Below are 19,144 nucleotides of genomic sequence, written 5' to 3' on the forward strand. Positions count from 1 at the left end.
CACCGGGTAAAGCGGGCGGTTATCGGACAGTGGGTTCCAGATTTCGCATTCGGTCTGTTGTCTTCTAGAATCGGACAAATTTTGTGTGGAACCTCCCATGGCCGGCAGTCAGATCGAACGTGTTTTCAGCATGCTTGAAAGCCTCACCAGTGACCCTCGGGGCCTGCCGATGCAGACGCTGGCGGAGCAACTGGATATTCCCAAAAGCGCGACCCACCGGTTGCTCGCCGAGCTGATTCGGCTGGGTTACGTGCGACAAAATCCAGAGAACCTGCGGTATCACCTGTCGACCAAACTGGTGGCCATGGGTTTCCGTTACCTGTCGGGCAGCGGTGCCGATATTGTGCAGCCGGTGCTTGACCGCCTCGCCCAGGAAACCGGCGAGCTGGTGCGGCTTGGGGTGATTGAAGGTGAGCGGCAGATCTGGATCGCCAAATCCCAGGGCGCCCGTTCCGGCCTGCGCTACGACCCGGACATGGGCCGCGATGCGCCTCTGTTTTATACGGCGTCGGGGCATGCATGGCTGGCGTGTATGAGTGATGCCGAGGCGCTGTCCCTGGTCGAACGGCAGGGTGGCGAGCGGCCGAAGGACATTGGGCCGAATGCACCACGTTCCAACATCGAACTGCTGGAGCGCCTGCGTATGGCGCGGGAGCAGGGGTATGCCTGGGTCGAGGAAAGTTCGGCGGTGGGCACCTCGGCGATTGCTGCGGTGGTGCGACATCCGAGTGATGGTCGAGTCATCGGCGTGCTGAGCATCGCGGGGCCCAGCGCGCGGATGCCGGGGGCGCGATTGCATGAATTGGCACCATTGTTGTTGAGGTTTACTGAGGAACTGTCGGCGGCCAGTCTGGCGTCTGAGTTGTTCAGCTGATTGATGTGTGCGTTGTTCGCACACTTTTTCGGTTTGCTTGTGTAAGAATCTGGAACCAGGTTCTAAATTGTTGGAAGTCGCCCTTCCAACAATGATCACAAGAGGACCGCACGATGAGTTCACCCTTGCGTATTGCCCTGATCGGGGCTGGCAATATGGGCCAGCAGCATTACCGGCATCTGCAATCCCTGACGGAAGCAACCTTGTGCGCAGTGGCCGATCCGGGTCCGCAGGCAGTGGGGCTGGCGGCGGAGTGGGGCGTGGCGTATTTCGCTGATCACCGTCAGATGTTGGAGCAGGTCAAGCCAGACGCGGTGATCGTCGCCAATCCGAATACGCTGCACGTCAGCACCGCACTTGATTGCCTCGCTGTCGGCGTGCCGGTCCTGCTGGAAAAACCGGTGGGCGTGCACTTGAATGAAGTCCGCGAACTGGTCGGCGCTTCGAAAGCCACCGGCGTTCCGGTGCTGGTCGGTCATCATCGTCGGCATAATCCGTTGATCGTCCGCGCCCATGACCTGGTGCAAAGCGGCGCGTTGGGCCGGCTGACGACAGTGACCGCGCTCTGGCAACTGCGCAAACCCGACAGCTATTTCGAGACGCCCTGGCGGCGCGAACCCGGCGCGGGAATGTTGCTGACCAACCTGATTCACGACCTCGATCTGCTGCGGCATTTGTGTGGCGAAGTGCGGCAGGTTCAGGCGATCACCAGCAATGCGGTGCGCGGTTTTGCCAACGAAGATTGCGCGGCGATGTTGCTGCAATTCGACAGCGGCGCGCTGGGCAGCCTGACCGGTTCCGATGCGGTCGCGGCGCCCTGGAGCTGGGAGCTGGATTGCGGCGAGAACCCGGTGTACCCACGTCAGGCCGATCAACCGTGTTATCTGCTCGCCGGGACCGGCGGTGCGTTGAGCATTCCGCAACTTAAGCGCTGGCACTACGCTGATACCGATGGGGGATGGCATCAACCGTTGCTGACGGTGCAGGAAAACTTCAGCGCCGATGAAGCGCTGCGTTTGCAGTTGCAGCATTTCGTGCGTGTGGCGCGTCGGGAAGTCGAGCCGTTGGTGAGCGTCGCGGATGCCGCCCGCACCTTGGCGCTGATTGAAGCGATACGCGAGGCCGCCGAAATCGGTCGTGCCTGCGCACCGACCTTGATCGAGGAATGACCATGAACGATCGGATCTTTTCCCTGGCCAGCCTGACGGTGCTGGAATTGTCACCACCGGAGATGGTCGAAGTGGCAGCACAGGCTGGTTACAGTCATGTCGGATTACGGTTGGAGCCTGCGACGCCTGAAGAACACCACTTTGCGCTGGTCGCCGATGTCGGGTTAAGGCGCAAGACGTTGGCGCGACTGCGCGAGACCGGCATTCGTGTGTTGGATGTCGAGATCCTGCGTCTTAAACCGGAAACCGTCGTCGCCGATTTCGAGAAGATTCTGGCGGTCGGTGCCGAATTCGGTGCCAGTGAATTGCTGGTGGCCGGTAACGATTCTGACGAACAGCGGCTCACCGACAACTTCGCTCGACTGTGTGATCTGGCGGCACCTTACGGGTTTCATCCGCATTTGGAGTTCATGCCGTGGACCGATGCGCGCAATCTCGAGCAGGCGGTGCGCATCGTCGAAAACGCGGGGCGTGAAAACGGCGCGGTGTTGGTGGATGCGTTTCACTTCGACCGTTCGGCTTCGCGGCTGGAAGATCTGGCCAGAGTTGCCCCGTCACGGTTACGGTATGCCCAGCTGTGCGACGTTGCCGGGCCACGGCCGAATGACATGTCAGAGATTCTGCGCCAGGCCCGTAACGAGCGGCGTTTTCCGGGCGATGGCGATTGTGATCTGGCGGGGTTGTTGCAGTATTTACCGGCCGATATTCCGTTGAGCCTGGAGATCCCTACTGTGAAGTTGCTTGAGCAGGGCGTGAGCGGGTTGCAGCGGGCGCGGATGGCGTTGAGTAAAACCCATGAGTTGTTAGCGCGGCTGTAAGGGATGCTTTTAACTAGTTGATGCAAAACAAAAGGGATACCGAATGACCGTCAGCACTCCGCTCTCCGGTGTAAACCAACCCTTCAAAGGGATTCTGCTGATCGTCGTTGCGACCTTCCTGTTTTCCAGTCACGACGCCTTGTCGAAATACCTCTCGGGCTTCTACCCGATCGTCATGGTGGTGTGGGCCCGGTATGTGGTTCACACCTTACTCATGGCCGGGATTTTTCTACCGCAATCCGGGCTGGGTGTCCTACGAACCAAACGGCCGTTACTTCAGCTGTTGCGGGCGTTGTGCCTGTTGGGCACCAGTCTGTTTTTCACCACCGGCTTGCAGTACATCCCTTTGGCGGAAGCCACGGCGGTCAACTTTCTTGCGCCGGTTCTGGTGACTGCGCTGTCGGTGCCACTGCTGCGCGAGCACGTCACGCGTGGCCAGTGGATTGCGGTGATTTGCGGGTTCATCGGCGTGTTGATCATCGTCCATCCCGGCGGAGAACTCTTTACCCCGGCGGTGTTGCTGCCGCTCTGCTCGGCGCTGTTTTTCTGCTTCTATCAGTTGCTCACCCGCAAGCTCAGCAACATCGACAGCCCGACCACCAGTAACTTCTTCGCCGGGCTGTGCAACACCCTGGTGATGAGCGCGCTGGTGCCATTCTTCTGGCAAGTTCCCAGCCTGGGCCATGGGTTGATGATGGTGGCGCTGGGCGCCTGCGGGATGACGGCTCACCTGTTTCTGACACAAGCCTTCCGCCACGCTGCCCCGGCGTTGTTGGCGCCGTTCGGCTATTGCCAGATTGTCTTTGCCGGTTTGCTGGGTTGGTTGCTGTTTTCTCACACGCCGACCCTGACCACGGTGGTCGGGATCGCGGTGATTTGCTGTAGCGGGTTGGCGGCAGCCTGGCAGCAGAGTCGTCGGTGAGAGCAGCAGGGCAGGCCTGGAATCAGGCCTGCCAAGAGGAGGGTTTTTACGCGGTGACGGTAGGAATCTTGCGCGGTGCCATGAAGTACATCCAGATCAGCGCGATGAAGTACATCGCCGGAATCATGGTGAACAGCACGGTGTAGTTGTTGTTGGTGATCGTCAGAATATGGCCGACCAACTGGGTCATGAACATCCCGCCGATGGCCGCGCACATGCCACCGAAGCCGAACACCGTACTCATCATGTGTTTAGGCGTGTAGTCCATCACCAGGCTCCAGATGTTCGCGGTCCAGGCCTGGTGCGCACCGATGGCCAGGGAGATGGCGAACACCGCGACCCACAGACTGCTCGAACCCGCCGCCATGATTACGCCGACGATGCAGCAGGCGAACAGGAACATGGACATCAGCCGCGCCTTGATCGGGTTGACGCCACGGCCGATCAGGAACGAGGACAGGATCCCGCCGCCGACGCTGCCGAAATCGGCAGTGAGGTAGATGATGATCAGCGGGATACCCATTTGGGTCACGTTGATCCCCAGGTTGTATTGCTGATTGAGGAACGGTGGCAGCCAGTAGAGGTAGAACCAGAACACCGGCGCGGTGATCGCGTAAGCCAGGGCGAAGGCCCAGGTGCCACGCATGCGCAGGATTTTCGAGAACGGCACGCGGGATTGTTCCGGCTCGACTTCCTTCTGGATGTAGTCCAGTTCCGATTGTTTAACGCTCGGGTGATCTTCCGGGTTGAAGTACTTCAAGCCCCAGAACAACAACCAGATCCCGCCCAGTGCTGACATGCACAGGAACGCGGCCTGCCAGCCCCACACGTGAAGAATCAGCGGCAGCAGCATCGGCGTGAACATCGCCCCGACGTTGGTGCCGGCGTTGAAGATGCCGGTGGCCACGGCGCGTTCGCCGGCCGGGAACCACAACCGGGTGGTCTTCACGCACGCCGGATAGTTGGCGGCTTCCGTCAGACCCAGAATGAATCGGCAGACCATGAAACCGACGGCCGAAGTGGCCAGGCCATGGGCACCGGTCGCCAGGCTCCAGAGCAGCACGGCGAAGAAGAACACGCGCTTGACGCCGACCCGGTCGATCAACCGGCCTTGCAGCACGAAACCGATGGCGTAGCCGACCTGGAACCAGAAGTTGATGTTGGCGTAATCCATCGCCGTCCAGCTCATTTCCTTGGCCAGGATAGGCTGCATCACGCCCAGTGCGGCGCGGTCAATGTAGTTCAGGGTGGTGGCGAAGAACACCAGCGCCAGCATGCCCCAACGGGTTTTGCCGACCGCCATCGCGCCACGGATCTTGTCGCCGATGCCACCAGTGGCAGAAGTCATGGAGGAACGCTCCACGGGAGAGCTTTGAGAAGGAGTCATGTAGGCCACCGATTGTTTTTATGTGGTGTTCTGGGTCTTTGGTCACCGAGACCGAGGTGTGTGACCGGGCTCAATGTGGAGTCGATGTTGCGCAGTGGACGAAAAATCGTCAATTCGCCAAGGGCCATTGTGTTCGATAATCGCACGCAAAACTAACTGGGTAGTACACTTTGAATTGCTCATTAAACAACCCGGCTCAATAATTCGCACATTCTTTTAAAAGCGGCGCAAATTCCCTGTAGCCGAAGCCTCCACCGGGAGTCGATATATGCAGCGTTCCATTGCCACCGTGTCCTTGAGCGGTACCCTGCCGGAAAAACTTGAAGCCATCGCCGCCGCCGGTTTCGACGGGGTGGAGATTTTCGAGAACGACCTTCTCTACTACGACGGTAGTCCGCGGGAAATTAAACAGATGTGCGCCGACCTCGGGATCGCGATCACGCTGTTTCAACCCTTCCGGGATTTCGAGGGCTGCCGCCGCGACCGCCTGCCACGCAACCTGGAGCGGGCCGAGCGCAAGTTCGACCTGATGCAGGAACTGGGTACGGACCTGGTGCTGGTGTGCAGCAACGCTTCGGCCGACTCTATCGGTGACGAACAGATTTTAGTCGACGACTTGCGCCTGCTGGCCGAGCACGCGGGTGCCCGTGGTTTGCGGATCGGCTACGAAGCGCTGGCCTGGGGCCGCCACGTGAACACTTATCAACAGGTGTGGAACATCGTCCGTCAGGCCGATCATCCCAACCTCGGCGTGTTGCTGGACAGCTTTCACACGCTGTCGCTCAAGGGTGATCCGAGCGCGATTGCCGAGATTCCCGGCGACAAGATTTTCTTCGTGCAAATGGCCGACGCGCCGATCCTGGCCATGGACGTGCTGGAGTGGAGTCGGCATTTCCGCTGTTTCCCGGGCCAGGGTGAATTCGATCTGCCGGGTTTCCTCGCGCCGATCATCAAGAGCGGTTACACCGGGCCGTTGTCGCTGGAGATATTCAACGACGGCTTCCGCGCCGCGCCGCCACGGGCCAATGCCGCCGATGGTTTGCGCTCGTTGCTGTACCTGGAAGAGAAAACCCGCGAACGTCTGGCGCAGGAAGCCAAGCCCCCGGCGACTGTCGACATTCTGTTCGAGACGCCCAAGGCCAGCGAGTACAACGGCATCGAGTTTCTTGAATTCGCCGTGGACGAAAGCCTTGGCGCCAAACTGTCCCATTGGCTGGAGCGGCTGGGCTTCGTCAAGGCAGGGCAACACCGTTCCAAGAGCGTCAGCCTGCTGCGTCAGGGTGATATCAACCTGATCCTCAACTCTGAGCCTTACTCCTTCGCCCACAGTTTTTTCGAAGCTCACGGCCCCTCGCTATGCGCCACTGCCGTGCGGGTCAAGGACAGCGCCAGTGCGCTGGCGCGGGCCGTGGCCTATAAAGGTCAGCCGTATCGCGGGCTGGTTGGCCCCAATGAACTGGAGCTCGCCGCAGTTCGCGCGCCGGATGGCAGCCTGATTTATCTGGTGGACCAGCACGCCGATGTCTACGGCACCGACTTCAATCTGCAACCCGCCGCCGTGGCCAGTGGCGGCCTCAAGCGCATCGACCATATGGCCATGGCGCTGCCTGCCGACAGCCTCGACAGTTGGGTGCTGTTCTATAAAAGCCTGCTGGATTTCGAAGCGGACGATGAAGTGGTGCTGCCTGATCCGTATGGCCTGGTGAAGAGTCGGGCGCTGCGCAGTCGGGACAGTTCCATCCGTTTGCCGCTGAACATTTCCGAGAACCGCAACACCGCAATCTCACACGCATTGTCGAGTTATCGCGGCTCCGGCGTGCATCACATCGCCTTCGATTGCGACGACATCTTTGCCGAAGTCAGCCGGGCCAAGGAGGCAGGCGTACCGCTGCTGGATATCCCGCTCAATTACTACGATGACCTCGCTGCGCGGTTCGACTTCGACGACGAGTTCCTAAGCGAACTGGCCTATTACAATGTGCTCTACGACCGCGATGCCCAGGGTGGCGAGTTGTTCCATGTGTATACCGAACCGTTCGAAGGACGTTTCTTCTTCGAGATCATCCAGCGCAAGAACGGCTACGCAGGTTACGGCGCAGCCAACGTCGCGGTGCGACTGGCGGCCATGGCCAAGTCGCGAAGCGGTGCTGTACGTCAGGCAAAGTTGTAGGAAAATCGTAAACACGGAAACAAACCGCTGCCGCGCGGCTTCCTTCACTGTGCGGCGCGGCTCATAATCGCCCACCTGTGCAGTGATGGCCGTGAGCCCGCAATGACGATAACTTCAGAACTCTCCGCCGCGCCCGCCGAGCCGATTGTCGAGCCGCGCAAGAGTCGCAAGAACAACCCGGAAAAGACCCGCGAGAATATCCTTCAAGAGGCGATTGTCGAGTTCGTCCAGCAGGGGCTTTCCGGCGCTCGCGTCGATGCGATTGCCGAGCGCATCCACACCTCAAAACGCATGATCTATTACTACTTCGGCAGTAAGGAACAGCTCTACGTCGAGGTGCTGGAGAAACTCTACGGCGATATCCGCAGCACCGAAAACCGTCTGCACCTGACCGAACTGGCGCCGGTTGAAGCGATTCGGCGGCTGGTGGAATTCACTTTCGACCACCATGATCGCAACGTCGATTTTGTGCGGATTGTCAGCATCGAGAACATTCACAACGCTGAATACGTGAAGCGCTCCGATGCGATCAAGGCGATGAACAACACCATCCTCGATTCACTGGGCGAGATTTTGCGTCGCGGTGCTGAGGAAGGCGTGTTCCGCGCCGGGCTCGAGCCGTTGGATGTGCATCTGCTGATCAGCTCGTTCTGCTTCTATCGCGTGTCGAACCGCCATACTTTCGGTGAGATCTTTCAGGTCGACTTGCCGGACGAAAGCATCAAGCAGCGTCATCGAGAGATGATTTGCGAGTCGGTTTTGCGCTATCTACAGGCCTGACGTGGGGTGAGGGGATTGCCCCCTCACCGCATCCGTTCAGCCATTCATGCTCTGAAAATGCTCGAGCATCCGCTGCGCATCCGGCACCACGCCACTGAACAACTCAAACGCCTTCACCGCCTGAAACACGGCCATGTTGCCGCCATCCAGCGTGCGGCAACCCAGCGCGCGGGCGTTGCGCAGCAGTTCGGTCTCCAGCGGGAAGTAAACGATCTCCGCCACCCATAACTCACCTCGAAGAAGCTCCACCGGCACTGGCATGCCCGGCAGTTTTTTCATGCCCATGGGGGTGGTGTTCACCAGGCCGTCAGCCTGGGCCAGGGTGCTCGGCAAGTCATGGCCCGCCACCGCCCGGCCGACGCCGAAATGTTGATTGAGATTGTCCGCCAGGCTCTGGGCACGGCTGAGGTCCACGTCAAAAATGTTCAGCAGCTGTACGCCTTCACTCAAAAGGGCGTGGGCCACTGCCGCGCCAGCGCCACCGGCACCCATTTGCACTACGCGCTCAAGGGCAACGCCCTTCAAGCCACGACGGAAACCCTCGGCGAAGCCCAGGCAATCGGTGTTGTGGCCGATGCGTTTGCCGTCCTTCAGCACGACCGTGTTCACCGCTCCAATGCCTCTAGCTTCTGGTGACAACTCGTCGAGCAGCGGGATGATCGTCTGCTTGCACGGAAAGGTGATGTTCAGACCCGTGAAGTTCATCCGCTCGGCAGCCATCAGCAGGTCGGGCAGGGCACTGCTGTCGAGTTTCAACTGGTCCAGATCGATCAGACGATAGAGGTAACGCAAACCCTGGGCATCGCCTTCATGCTCGTGCAGCGCCGGGGTGCGAGAGGCCTGGATGCCGGCGCCGATCAGTCCGGCCAGTACAGCATTGGTCTGAGTCACGGCGTTCACCCCTTCAAACGTTGGCTGAAATGCTCCAGCGCCAGGCGATAGCCGTGGCTGCCGAAACCGGCCATCACCGCCGTGGCGATGGCCGACACAAAAGAGTGGTGGCGGAAGGGCTCGCGGGCATGAACGTTGGACAGGTGGACTTCGATCACCGGCAATTCGCTGGCGACCAGGGCATCGCGGATCGCGACCGAGGTGTGGGTCCAGGCGGCCGGGTTGATGACGATCCCGGCGCAACGGCCGCGCGCGGCGTGAATCCAGTCGAGCAGTTCGCCTTCATGATTGGTCTGGCGAAACTCCACCGCCAGGCCGAACTCTTCGGCGGCACGACCGCACAGCGCTGAGATGTCGGCCAGGGTTTCGTGGCCGTAAGTCGCCGGTTCACGGGTGCCGAGCAGGTTCAGGTTGGGGCCGTTGAGCACCAGAACGATAGGGGGCATCGGGGTCTCTCCACTTATTGTTTTTGGCATTGGCCGAGGGTTTCAGCCTGTGGAGATAAATTGTACTAGATGGTTAATTTGGTCAATTGAAGAGGCGGTTCTCTGGGTTAATGTGTGCGGTGATCGGACGGTTTTAGCTTTTCAGCGGGGCAGATGCTCCACCAGAAAATCGATGAACGCCCTCAATCGCAACGGCATATGGCGAGTTTGCGGGTAGAGCAGGGTGAACGGTCGCGAGCGTCCGCCATATGGCTTGAGCACTTCCACCAGCGAGCCATCGGCCAATTCGTTTTCGACGATAAAGCGATAGGTCTGAAACAGTCCCGCGCCATGTTTGGCCAGGGTCACGCCGCCCAGTACGTCGTCGGAACAACTGAGATTGCCCTCGGCGAGAATCTCCCGGTGCACGCCGTTGTCGTTGAACAGCCAGGCAATCCGCCTACCGCTGCTGGGCAATTCGTACTGGATGCACTCGTGCTGTTTAAGATCATCCAGCGTTTGTGGAGTGCCCGCGTGCTTGAGGTAGTCAGGACTGGCAATCATTACCAGCGCGGCGTCTTCCAACTGTCGGGCAATCAGGCCGGAGTCCGGAATCGCCCGCACGCGGATCGCCATGTCATAGCCTTCACCGACGAAATCGATGTTGCGATTGCTGATGTGCGACTCGACCTTCACCGCTGGAAAGCGTGCCCGAAAAGCCGGCAACAACGGCAGAATCCGGTGATGGGCATAGGTGGTGGGTATGCTGATACGCAAGGTGCCGGAAGGCTGTTGCTGCTGACCCATGACCTCACGCTGGGCCTCAACCAATTGCGCCAGCGCCTGGCGACATTCCTCGTAATACCGCCGACCACTGTCGCTCAGTTTGACGCTGCGGGTGGTGCGGGCGAACAACCGCACGCCCAGCCGTTCCTCCATGCGCGACACCGAGCGGCTCACGGCGGCGGGCGTCACGCCAGCCACCAGCGCGGCGGCGGTAAAACTGCCGGCTTCGGCCGCCAGACAAAACAGTTCGATGCTGCCCAGCTGAAGATCGTCGAATTGTCGCTGCATGATTGATTACACCAGGGATCAAATGAAGGACTGAATTCCGCCACTGTAGATGAATTAAGTCGACACCGATAATTGGGGTTACGCCGGAATGACCCCGACCGAGAACCGAAAAAATCAGCCTCAGTGATTGTGTAGAAAACCAGGAAAGCCGTCCTCGTGACGGCTTTTTTTGGGATCGAGGAAAGGATTGCTTACCATTTTGCGCGGTTATCCACCGGTCCGGGGCGAGGCTTGGCGCTAGTCTCAGAGTCGTGATGACGATTTAGCGAAGAGCCAATTGTCGGATTTTCCAGGGAATGTCGAGTCTTTGGACTCATTAACCTAACGGATGGGTTAGCATGAGATTGTTCAGCTACAAAGGGTTTTCAATGGTGATCATGTTGCGTGATGAACACTGTCCGCCGCACGCGCATGTGGACGCCGGAAGCTGGAGTGCGCGCTTCAAATTCAGCTTCTGGCATAACAGTGTCGAGTTGTGGGACGTGGTTCCTCATTCAAACCGGCCACCTGTTGCCGTGCTGGAAGGATTGCGTCATGCGCTGCGACAACCGGTCCACTTGCGGCGTGCTCGTACCATCTGGTGGGACAAGCTGAACACGGTCTGTCTCGATCATCAGATATGGGACTGGCAGTCCAGCGAAGTTGTGGTGGTAAAAAGGATTGCGAGTACGACCTGGATGATTGGCTCGGCTTGCTATGAACCCGAGACGAACAAGACCCTGCTGGCGCTGATCGGCGTTCCAGAGGGCGTGGAGATCCAGCTATGAAAACGATACAGGCAGGAATGCTGGTCGATCGGCCCGTGACCGATACGGTGCTGGATGAAGCCATTCAGCGTGGGCAAGTGCGCCACAAAAGCGGTTTGCGGGTGACTTCGGTGGCTTATGTAGAACCGTGTCTGGCGGTCAGTTTCATTGATGGCAGTGGCGTGCTGTTGCCCGTGCAGCACTATCCGGAATTTGATGATTTCGAGGTCGAGGATTTCGCAGGCCTGAAAGTCGGCTTTTCCGGGACTGCGCTCTGCCACGAGGGCAAGAATCTGCACGTTTCCATCGCCGGGATGATTTCGGCTAGCAAGCCGCTGATGGACATGGCCGCCTCGGTCATCGCCTCGCGCAATGGTCGCCAAAGCAGCGCCGCCAAAGCCGAGGCTGCGCGGGTGAATGGCCGCAAGGGCGGGCGTCCGCGCAAGACAGATGCCACCGATTGAACACCCACAAAAAAGCCGTCGTGATGACGGCTGATTTGTATCGGGTACTGGCAATTACCGCCGGGTCAACAACACCCCGGATTCCATGTGATGGGTCCACGGGAACTGGTCGAACATTGCGCATCGGGTGATGCGATGGGTGTCGTGCAACTGGGCGATGTTGGCCGCCAGGGTTTCAGGGTTGCAGGAAATGTAGAGGATGTTATCGAAGCGACGGGTCAGTTCGCAGGTGTCCGGATCCATGCCGGCGCGAGGCGGATCGACGAAGACGCTACCGAACTCGTAGCTCTTCAGATCGATACCGTGCAGACGACGGAAAGGACGAACCTCGTTCAGGGCTTCGGTCAGCTCCTCGGCAGACAAGCGCACCAGGGTGACGTTATCCACAGCGTTTTCGCTGAGATTGCTCAACGCGGCATTGACCGACGCCTTGCTGATTTCAGTGGCCAGCACTTTGCGTACGCGCGTCGCGAGTGGCAAGGTGAAGTTGCCGTTGCCGCAATACAGCTCCAGTAAATCGTCGGAGCGATCACCGAGTGAGTCGTAAGCCCAGTTGAGCATCTTCTGGTTCACGGTGCCGTTGGGCTGGGTGAACGCGCCTTCCGGCTGGCGATAGCTGAAGGTGCGACCGCCGACGTCCATCTGCTCGACCACGTAATCGTGACCGATCACTTCGCGTTTGCCCTTGGAGCGGCCGATGATGCTGACGTTCAAGTCGGCTGCCAGTTTCGACGCCGCCGCGTGCCAGTGCTCGTCCAGCGGGCGGTGATAGCACAGCGTGATCATCGCATCGCCGGCCAGGGTGGTCAGGAACTCCACCTGAAACAGCTTGTTGCTCAGGGCCGCACTGGCTTGCCACGCTGCCTTCAGCTGCGGCATCAACTCGTTGATGCGCAGGCTGGCGATCGGGAATTCTTCGATCAGGATCGGCTTGCGTTTGTCTTCCTGGGAAAACATCGCGTAGTGACGCTCACCGGCTTCGCGCCACAGGCGGAATTCGGCGCGCAGGCGGAAGTTTTTCAGCGGCGAGTCGAACACCGCAGGTTCTGGCGCACCGAACGGGGCCAACAGGTCACGCAGGCGCGTGACCTTCTCTTCGAGCTGAACGGCGTAAGCCTTGGAATCAAAAGTCATGCGTTGAACCAACCCAACTTGATCACGAACAGAATCGACAGAATCACCAGTGCCGAGTTGAGCTCACGGCCGCGGCCGGACAGCAACTTGATCGCGGTCCAGGAGATGAAACCGAAGGCGATGCCGTTGGCGATGGAATAAGTGAACGGCATGGCCAGAGCAGTGACCACGACCGGTGCGGCGACGGTGATGTCGTCCCAGTCTATTTCGGCCAGGCCGGATGTCATCAATACCGCGACGAACAGCAGTGCAGGCGCAGTAGCAAAGGCTGGAACGCTGGCCGCCAATGGCGAGAAGAACAGCGCCAACAGGAACAGAATCGCCACGACAACAGCGGTCAGGCCGGTGCGGCCACCGGCACTCACGCCGGCTGCGGATTCGATGTAGCTGGTGGTGGTCGAAGTGCCCAGCAGCGAACCGGCCATGGCCGCGGTACTGTCGGCGATCAGGGCGCGACCCATTTTCGGCATGTGGCCATCCTTGCCCATCAGGCCGGCGCGCTTGGCGACGCCGATCAGGGTGCCGGAGTTGTCGAACAGGTCGACGAACAGGAACGCGAAGATCACGCTGACCAGACCAATGTCCAGGGCGCCCTTGATGTCCAGCTGCAGGAAGGTCGGGGCCAGGGACGGTGGCATCGACATGACGCCGCCGAACGGGGTGAAGCCCATCACGATCGAAACGATGGTCACTGCCAGAATGCCGATCAGTACCGCGCCGCGCACTTTAAGCGCTTCGAGCGCCACGATCAGGGCAAAGCCGAGGGTCGCAAGGATCGGGGCCGGTTGTTTCAAATCGCCGAGGCCAACCATGGTGGCCGGGTTGCTGACCACGATGCCCGCGTTATGCAGGGCGATCAGCGCCAGGAACAGGCCGATACCGGCGGCAATCGCCGAACGTAGCGGCAGCGGGATGCTATTGATGATCCATTCGCGGATGCGGAAGATCGACAGCAGGAAGAAGCACACGGCGGAGATGAACACCGCACCCAGCGCCACTTGCCAGGTGTGGCCCATGTGCAGGACCACGGTGTAGGTAAAGAAGGCATTCAAGCCCATGCCCGGCGCGAGAGCGATCGGGTAGTTGGCGATCAGGCCCATCACCGTGGAGCCGAAGGCGGCTGCCAGACACGTGGCGACGAACACCGCGCCTTTGTCCATGCCGGTCTCGCCGAGGATGCTCGGGTTGACGAACAGAATGTAGGCCATGGCCAAAAAGGTCGTGAAGCCCGCCAGAATCTCGGTCCGCACGTTGGTGTTGTGTGCCTTGAGTTGAAACAGCCTTTCCAGCATGTCTGCTCCCCGTGGCGCGCCAGGCGCCGTGAATGTATCGACCTCAACAGCAAAGCACAGACCGCTGCTGGCGCCTGGTAATTTTCTGTGGGTCGGAAAAAGCCGCGCATCATACCAGCAGCGTGGGGCTATGGCTGCTTATGGCTGCGATCGTCGTCGATGTTTTGCGGTAAAGCCAAGTGCGCCATACTGCGCGCTGGTCTTGGGGGTACTTATGTATTGCATGAATAAACGTCTGATTGCCGTATTCGCAATGGCGATCGCCTTTTTCCTGGGGGCACACACCGCCTCGGCTGCATCGGCGGCCCCGCTGAGTCAGGTGAAGGTACTCAAGGTCGAGTCGCCGGGCTGCGGCTTTGAAGACATTGCCCAAGGGCAAGAGCAAACCCGCTGCAATCACAGTGGACCGAACATCAAGGTCTACGTGCTGGAAGTCGGTTACGGTCGTAGCGCGCATGTCGCGCTGGATGGTTTTGAAATGAACGGCACCCGGACCCCGGTCTGTGCTTTTGATAACGGCAATCTGACCGATTGCACTGTCGGGAAAAAAACCGTCGGCTATCTGTATGTCTTCGATCTGGCGGGTAAACAGGAAGGCACGTTCACCTTCAGCAACACGTCGATCAACTCGCCCGGCAATACGCTGTCGACGCAGCTTTACATCAAGTAACGGCCGGCTCGAACAAGGGGCAGGAAAGCTGACTACGCTTTAAAGATCATCCAGTGGACTGCGCCCATGACCTTTAGAGCTCTGATTACCCTCGCCGAGGGCATCGATGACCTGCAAGCAGTGACCCTGATCGATGTGCTGCGCCGTGCCAAGGTCGAAGTGGTGGTGGCCAGCATCGAGGGGCGGCGCATGCTCACCTGCGCGCGCGGCACCCGAGTGACGTCCGATGCGATGCTGGTGGATATGCTGGCCCAGCCGTTCGATCTGATCGTCCTGCCCGGCGGTGCCGTGGGGGCGCAACATCTGGCGGCGCATCAACCCCTGCAACAATTGATCAAGGATCAGGCGGCGGCCGGACGCCTGTTCGCCGGCATCGCCGAGGCCCCGGCGCTGGCGCTGCAAGCCTTTGGCGTACTGCGTCAGCGGCGCATGACCTGCCTGCCATCGGCCAGCCATCAACTGTCGGGCTGCACTTTCGTCGATCAACCGGTGGTGGTCGATGGCAACTGCATCACTGCCCAAGGTTCAGGGGCGGCATTGCAATTCGCCCTGACGCTGGTGGAACAACTCTGCGGCAAAGCCAGGCGAGCGGCAGTGGCGGGGGAGTTGGTGGTTTAGAGAGTGTCAGGCGTGGACGGCAATGGGTTCGATGACCGGTTGCTCACGATGCTCCGCTTGCCAAAGATCGTAGTCGGTCTGAATACCTAGCCACATTCTGGCCTTGCCAATTCCAGCCCGCTCCAGGCGTACCGCCAAATCAGGACTGATCGGCGCGTGGCCATGCAGCACTCGCGATAGATGCGGGCGCGCAAATCGCAGGTGCCGAGCCAGCTCTGTGACGGTGATGCCAAGTTCAGGCAATACATCCATCAAAAGGGTTTCGCCAGGGTGTGGCGGGTTGTGCATGGGCATGTCCTGCCTCCTGTCAGTGGTAGTCCAGATAGTCGACCAGTTCGATGTCTGAACCGATAAAACGAAAAATAACTCGCCAGTTCCCCGAAACGCTCAGTGACCAATATTCGGTCAACTCTCCCTTGAGTGGGTGCAATCGCCATCCCGGGAGGTCCAGATCGCCAGGTAGCATGGCGCGGTCCATGAACTGAAGCATTCGAGACAGACGCTTCGCATGGTCTGCGCGGATCCCACGAGTCGAACCTGTTTCATAGAAGCCACGAAGGCCTTTGTGCTGAAAGGATTTGATCATGGGACAAGTGTAAGGCGATACATTACACCAGCTGCACTATCTATGTATTGCACCCGCTCGGCAAAAGTGTGATTGGCAACTGCTCTATACCTTCACTTCTTCCACCGGCATATGCATGCGGTCGCGGTTAGCCAGGGTCGGGAACAGTTTGATCCACGCCCCGGTCACCACCAATGTGCCAATACCGCCCATGACCACCGCTGGCACAGTGCCGAACCAGTGGGCGGTCAAGCCGGATTCAAACTCGCCCAACTGGTTCGAAGCGCCGATGAACAAACCGTTCACGGCACTGACCCGGCCGCGCATTTCATCCGGGGTTTCCAGTTGCACGAAGGAGGCGCGGATCACCATGCTGATCATGTCCGCCGCGCCCAACACCACCAACACCGCCAGGGAAAACCAGAACGAGGTCGACAGGCCGAATGCAATGGTCGCGACGCCGAACACACCCACTGCGGTAAACATGACCCGTCCGACTTTGCGCTCCACGGCAAATCTCGCCAGGTACAGCGACATCAGCAGCGCACCGACTGCCGGCGCCGAGCGCAGCAGGCCAAGGCCCCAAGGGCCGGTCAGCAGGATGTCCTTGGCGAACACCGGCAGCAACGCCGTCGCACCACCGAGCAATACCGCAAACAAATCCAGAGAAATCGCCCCGAGAATGTCCGGACGACTACGAATGAAGCGGATGCCCGCCAACAGCGAATCCAGGGTTGCCTTGCCCTTGTTCAGCGGTGTCTGCCGTGCAGGCAGGTTGAGCATCAGCATGCAGGCGATGAGGTAGAGGATCACCGTCGGGCCATAGACCCAGACGCTGCCGAAGGCGTAAAGCAACCCACCGAGGGCCGGGGCAACGATAGTCGCCGATTGCTGTGCGGATTGGGCGGCGGCGACGGCGCGGGGGAACAGCGCGCTGGGCACGATGCTCGGCAACAGGGCCTGAGTGGTCGGCATTTCGAAGGAGCGGGCGGCACCGAGCAGGAACGCGAGGATGAAGATCATCTCCCGGGTGACATTGTCGGTCGCGCTACCGATGGCCAGCGACAGGGCGATCAACGCTTGCAGGGACTGACAGATTGCCGCCACCTTGCGCCGGTCATAACGGTCCGCGACATGCCCTGTGTGCAGCATGAACAGCACCCGCGGGGCGAACTCCACCAGACCGACCAGGCCCAGATCGAGCACATTGCCGGTCAGTTGGTAGAGGTTCCAGCCAATGGCCACCGTGAGCATCTGAAAGCCGCTGGCGGTAAACACCCGAGCCAGCCAGAACGCGATAAATGGGCGGTGATGACGTAACAGCAAGGGCGCTTGGCTGGGCATCTGAGGGCCGGTCTTGAGCGATGGGAGGGTCGAGATTATCACCAAGCTGTAACCAGAAGTTGCAGGGCTGGGAAATTTCGTTAGCTAGACACCGATATGCCTGGCCCGCATCGGTGAGGCAACCTGTCACGCGGCAAAAGACCACACCGTCCATCGTCAAAAATGGGACTACTCTTTTAACGTTGCTTGATCCAGATCAAGACCGCTCGTGGAATTGATCCGGCGGCCAGATGGCCAGACTCCCTACGTTGTGATGTTTGTAAAAAAAGAACGAATTCAAATTCGCCACACTCCATATCCGTGGGGGCAGTGGGTGTAGGCCGCAAGCCTTCAGCCGGTATTACCTGACAGAGGAAGACTTATGTTCGGTTTGGAGGCACTTGATCTCGCCCGGATGCAGTTCGCGTTCACCATTTCGTTTCACATTCTATTTCCCGCCATCACCATTGGCCTGGCGAGTTACCTGGCGGTGCTCGAAGGCCTGTGGCTGAAAACCCATAACGACACGTACCGCGATCTGTACCACTTCTGGTCGAAGATCTTTGCCGTCAACTTCGGCATGGGCGTGGTCTCCGGGCTCGTCATGGCCTATCAGTTCGGCACCAACTGGAGCCGCTTCTCGGACTTCGCCGGCTCCGTGACCGGGCCGCTGCTGACGTACGAAGTACTCACCGCTTTCTTCCTCGAAGCCGGTTTCCTCGGTGTCATGCTGTTCGGCTGGAACAAGGTCGGGCGCAATCTGCACTTCTTCGCCACGGTCATGGTCGCCATCGGCACACTGATATCGACCTTCTGGATTCTCGCTTCCAACAGCTGGATGCAGACGCCGCAAGGCTACGAAATCGTCAATGGCCAAGTCATTCCGGTGGACTGGCTGGCGGTAATCTTCAACCCGTCGTTCCCGTACCGCCTGATGCACATGGCGACGGCTGCGTTCGTCGCGACCGCCTTCTTCGTCGGTTCCTCGGCGGCCTGGCACTTGCTGCGCGGCAAGGACAACCCGGCGATCCGCACCATGCTCTCGATGGCCATGTGGATGGCCTTGATCGTGGCGCCGATTCAAGCGGTCATCGGTGACTTCCACGGCCTCAACACGCTCGAGCATCAGCCGGCGAAAATCGCCGCGATCGAAGGTCATTGGGAAAACCACGGCGATGAGCCGACCCCGCTGATCCTGTTCGGCTGGCCGGACATGAAAGAAGAGCGGACCAAATTCGCGGTAGAGATCCCGTATCTAGGTAGCCTGATCCTCACGCACTCGCTGGACAAACAGGTCCCGGCGCTCAAGGAGTTCCCGCCTGAAGACCGGCCGAATTCGACCATCGTGTTCTGGTCGTTCCGGATCATGGTCGGGCTCGGCATGCTGATGATCTTCACCGGTTTGTGGAGCCTGTGGCTGCGTAAACGCGACAAGCTCTATACCTCGCGGCCGTTCCTGTACCTGGCGTTGTGGATGGGACCGTCTGGCCTGATCGCGATCCTCGCCGGTTGGTTCACCACTGAGATCGGCCGTCAGCCGTGGGTCGTCTACGGCCTGATGCGCACGGCGGATGCGTCCTCCAATCACAGCTTCATGCAGATGAGCATTACGTTGATCATGTTCGTCGTGGTCTATTTCGCGCTGTTCGGTGCCGGCCTGGGCTACATGATGCGCCTGGTGCGCAAAGGGCCGAAGATCGACGAAGGCAAGGAAACCAACGACGGTGGTCCTGGCCAGAAACGCACGCCGGCCCGTCCGCTGTCCGCCGCCGATGACAATGGTGACAGCGACCACAGCCCCAGCCTGACCAAGGAGATTTGA

General features: G+C 59.6%; 20 protein-coding genes. 11 read left to right on the top strand and 9 right to left on the bottom strand.

What is annotated here, in order from left to right; genetic code table 11:
* The first annotated feature begins 97 nt into the window (after positions 1-97).
* From ABH912_RS24465 to ABH912_RS24480, 4 genes are all read left to right on the top strand, one after another.
* A complete protein-coding gene (locus ABH912_RS24465; protein ID WP_429511846.1) occupies positions 98-874 on the top strand; it encodes an IclR family transcriptional regulator in 777 nt (258 codons plus the stop codon).
* Between the two features lie 113 nt (positions 875-987).
* Positions 988-2,043, top strand: a complete 1,056-nt coding sequence (locus tag ABH912_RS24470; RefSeq protein ID WP_429511847.1) for a Gfo/Idh/MocA family protein — start codon at positions 988-990, stop codon at positions 2,041-2,043.
* 2 nt (positions 2,044-2,045) lie between these two features.
* A complete protein-coding gene (locus ABH912_RS24475; RefSeq protein WP_429511848.1) occupies positions 2,046-2,861 on the top strand; it encodes a sugar phosphate isomerase/epimerase family protein in 816 nt (271 codons plus the stop codon).
* 43 nt (positions 2,862-2,904) lie between these two features.
* Positions 2,905-3,783 carry a DMT family transporter gene (locus ABH912_RS24480; protein WP_033054230.1) on the top strand — a complete coding sequence of 293 codons (879 nt, stop codon included), beginning with the start codon at positions 2,905-2,907 and terminating at the stop codon, positions 3,781-3,783.
* Positions 3,784-3,829: 46 nt separating this feature from the next.
* Here ABH912_RS24480 and ABH912_RS24485 read toward each other — a convergent pair whose 3' ends face one another.
* Positions 3,830-5,131, bottom strand: a complete 1,302-nt coding sequence (locus ABH912_RS24485) for an MFS transporter (protein WP_429511849.1) — start codon at positions 5,129-5,131, stop codon at positions 3,830-3,832.
* A gap of 307 nt (positions 5,132-5,438) precedes the next feature.
* On the opposite strand from ABH912_RS24485, the gene quiC reads away from it, so the two are divergent.
* Entirely contained in the window at positions 5,439-7,340 is a 1,902-nt protein-coding gene (gene quiC / locus ABH912_RS24490) for a 3-dehydroshikimate dehydratase QuiC (protein WP_429511850.1), read from the top strand.
* Between the two features lie 102 nt (positions 7,341-7,442).
* The gene (locus ABH912_RS24495; RefSeq protein ID WP_429511851.1) at positions 7,443-8,120 is read left to right on the top strand and encodes a TetR family transcriptional regulator; all 678 of its coding nucleotides are present in this window, start codon (positions 7,443-7,445) and stop codon (positions 8,118-8,120) included.
* 36 nt (positions 8,121-8,156) lie between these two features.
* On the opposite strand, the gene ABH912_RS24500 is transcribed toward ABH912_RS24495, so the two are convergent.
* From ABH912_RS24500 to ABH912_RS24510, 3 genes are all read right to left on the bottom strand, one after another.
* Positions 8,157-9,011, bottom strand: coding sequence for a shikimate dehydrogenase (locus tag ABH912_RS24500; protein ID WP_429511852.1), 855 nt, complete (start codon positions 9,009-9,011; stop codon positions 8,157-8,159).
* A gap of 5 nt (positions 9,012-9,016) precedes the next feature.
* Positions 9,017-9,457: a type II 3-dehydroquinate dehydratase gene (gene aroQ, locus ABH912_RS24505; protein WP_008084592.1), complete on the bottom strand. Its 441-nt coding sequence runs from the start codon at positions 9,455-9,457 to the stop codon at positions 9,017-9,019.
* Between the two features lie 141 nt (positions 9,458-9,598).
* Positions 9,599-10,510, bottom strand: a complete 912-nt coding sequence (locus ABH912_RS24510; protein ID WP_429511853.1) for a LysR substrate-binding domain-containing protein — start codon at positions 10,508-10,510, stop codon at positions 9,599-9,601.
* Between the two features lie 338 nt (positions 10,511-10,848).
* On the opposite strand from ABH912_RS24510, the gene ABH912_RS24515 reads away from it, so the two are divergent.
* Both ABH912_RS24515 and ABH912_RS24520 read left to right on the top strand, forming a co-directional pair.
* Entirely contained in the window at positions 10,849-11,277 is a 429-nt protein-coding gene (locus ABH912_RS24515) for a hypothetical protein (RefSeq protein ID WP_033054241.1), read from the top strand.
* Complete coding sequence (locus ABH912_RS24520; protein ID WP_429511854.1) at positions 11,274-11,720, top strand: DUF2442 domain-containing protein; 447 nt, start codon at positions 11,274-11,276, stop codon at positions 11,718-11,720. Before ABH912_RS24515 ends, ABH912_RS24520 begins: the two co-directional genes overlap by 4 nt.
* A 54-nt stretch (positions 11,721-11,774) precedes the next feature.
* Here the strand turns inward: ABH912_RS24520 and trmA are convergent, their stop codons facing one another.
* Together trmA and ABH912_RS24530 are read right to left on the bottom strand one after the other, a co-directional pair.
* Positions 11,775-12,854: a tRNA (uridine(54)-C5)-methyltransferase TrmA gene (gene trmA / locus ABH912_RS24525; RefSeq protein ID WP_429511855.1), complete on the bottom strand. Its 1,080-nt coding sequence runs from the start codon at positions 12,852-12,854 to the stop codon at positions 11,775-11,777.
* Positions 12,851-14,146, bottom strand: coding sequence for an NCS2 family permease (locus ABH912_RS24530; protein WP_033054244.1), 1,296 nt, complete (start codon positions 14,144-14,146; stop codon positions 12,851-12,853). The genes trmA and ABH912_RS24530 overlap by 4 nt, the downstream gene beginning before the upstream one ends.
* 214 nt (positions 14,147-14,360) lie before the next feature.
* Here ABH912_RS24530 and ABH912_RS24535 point away from each other — a divergent pair, with 214 nt between their 5' ends.
* Positions 14,361-14,816 carry a DUF4879 domain-containing protein gene (locus tag ABH912_RS24535; protein WP_429511856.1) on the top strand — a complete coding sequence of 152 codons (456 nt, stop codon included), beginning with the start codon at positions 14,361-14,363 and terminating at the stop codon, positions 14,814-14,816.
* A gap of 66 nt (positions 14,817-14,882) precedes the next feature.
* Positions 14,883-15,434 carry a DJ-1 family glyoxalase III gene (locus ABH912_RS24540; protein WP_033054246.1) on the top strand — a complete coding sequence of 184 codons (552 nt, stop codon included), beginning with the start codon at positions 14,883-14,885 and terminating at the stop codon, positions 15,432-15,434.
* A gap of 6 nt (positions 15,435-15,440) precedes the next feature.
* Here the strand turns inward: ABH912_RS24540 and ABH912_RS24545 are convergent, their stop codons facing one another.
* The 3 genes from ABH912_RS24545 to ABH912_RS24555 form a co-directional block, all read right to left on the bottom strand.
* Positions 15,441-15,728 carry a HigA family addiction module antitoxin gene (locus ABH912_RS24545; RefSeq protein WP_033054247.1) on the bottom strand — a complete coding sequence of 96 codons (288 nt, stop codon included), beginning with the start codon at positions 15,726-15,728 and terminating at the stop codon, positions 15,441-15,443.
* A gap of 13 nt (positions 15,729-15,741) precedes the next feature.
* A complete protein-coding gene (locus tag ABH912_RS24550) occupies positions 15,742-16,020 on the bottom strand; it encodes a type II toxin-antitoxin system RelE/ParE family toxin (RefSeq protein WP_033054248.1) in 279 nt (92 codons plus the stop codon).
* An 84-nt stretch (positions 16,021-16,104) separates the two neighbouring features.
* Positions 16,105-17,343, bottom strand: coding sequence for an MFS transporter (locus tag ABH912_RS24555; RefSeq protein ID WP_429511857.1), 1,239 nt, complete (start codon positions 17,341-17,343; stop codon positions 16,105-16,107).
* Between the two features lie 361 nt (positions 17,344-17,704).
* Between ABH912_RS24555 and ABH912_RS24560 the strand changes: the two genes are divergently transcribed.
* Entirely contained in the window at positions 17,705-19,144 is a 1,440-nt protein-coding gene (locus tag ABH912_RS24560; protein WP_033054250.1) for a cytochrome ubiquinol oxidase subunit I, read from the top strand.

Origin of the sequence: Pseudomonas sp. BT76 TE3572 (assembly GCF_050435365.1) — a bacterium.
Classification (GTDB): Bacteria; Pseudomonadota; Gammaproteobacteria; order Pseudomonadales; family Pseudomonadaceae; genus Aquipseudomonas; species Aquipseudomonas fluorescens_W.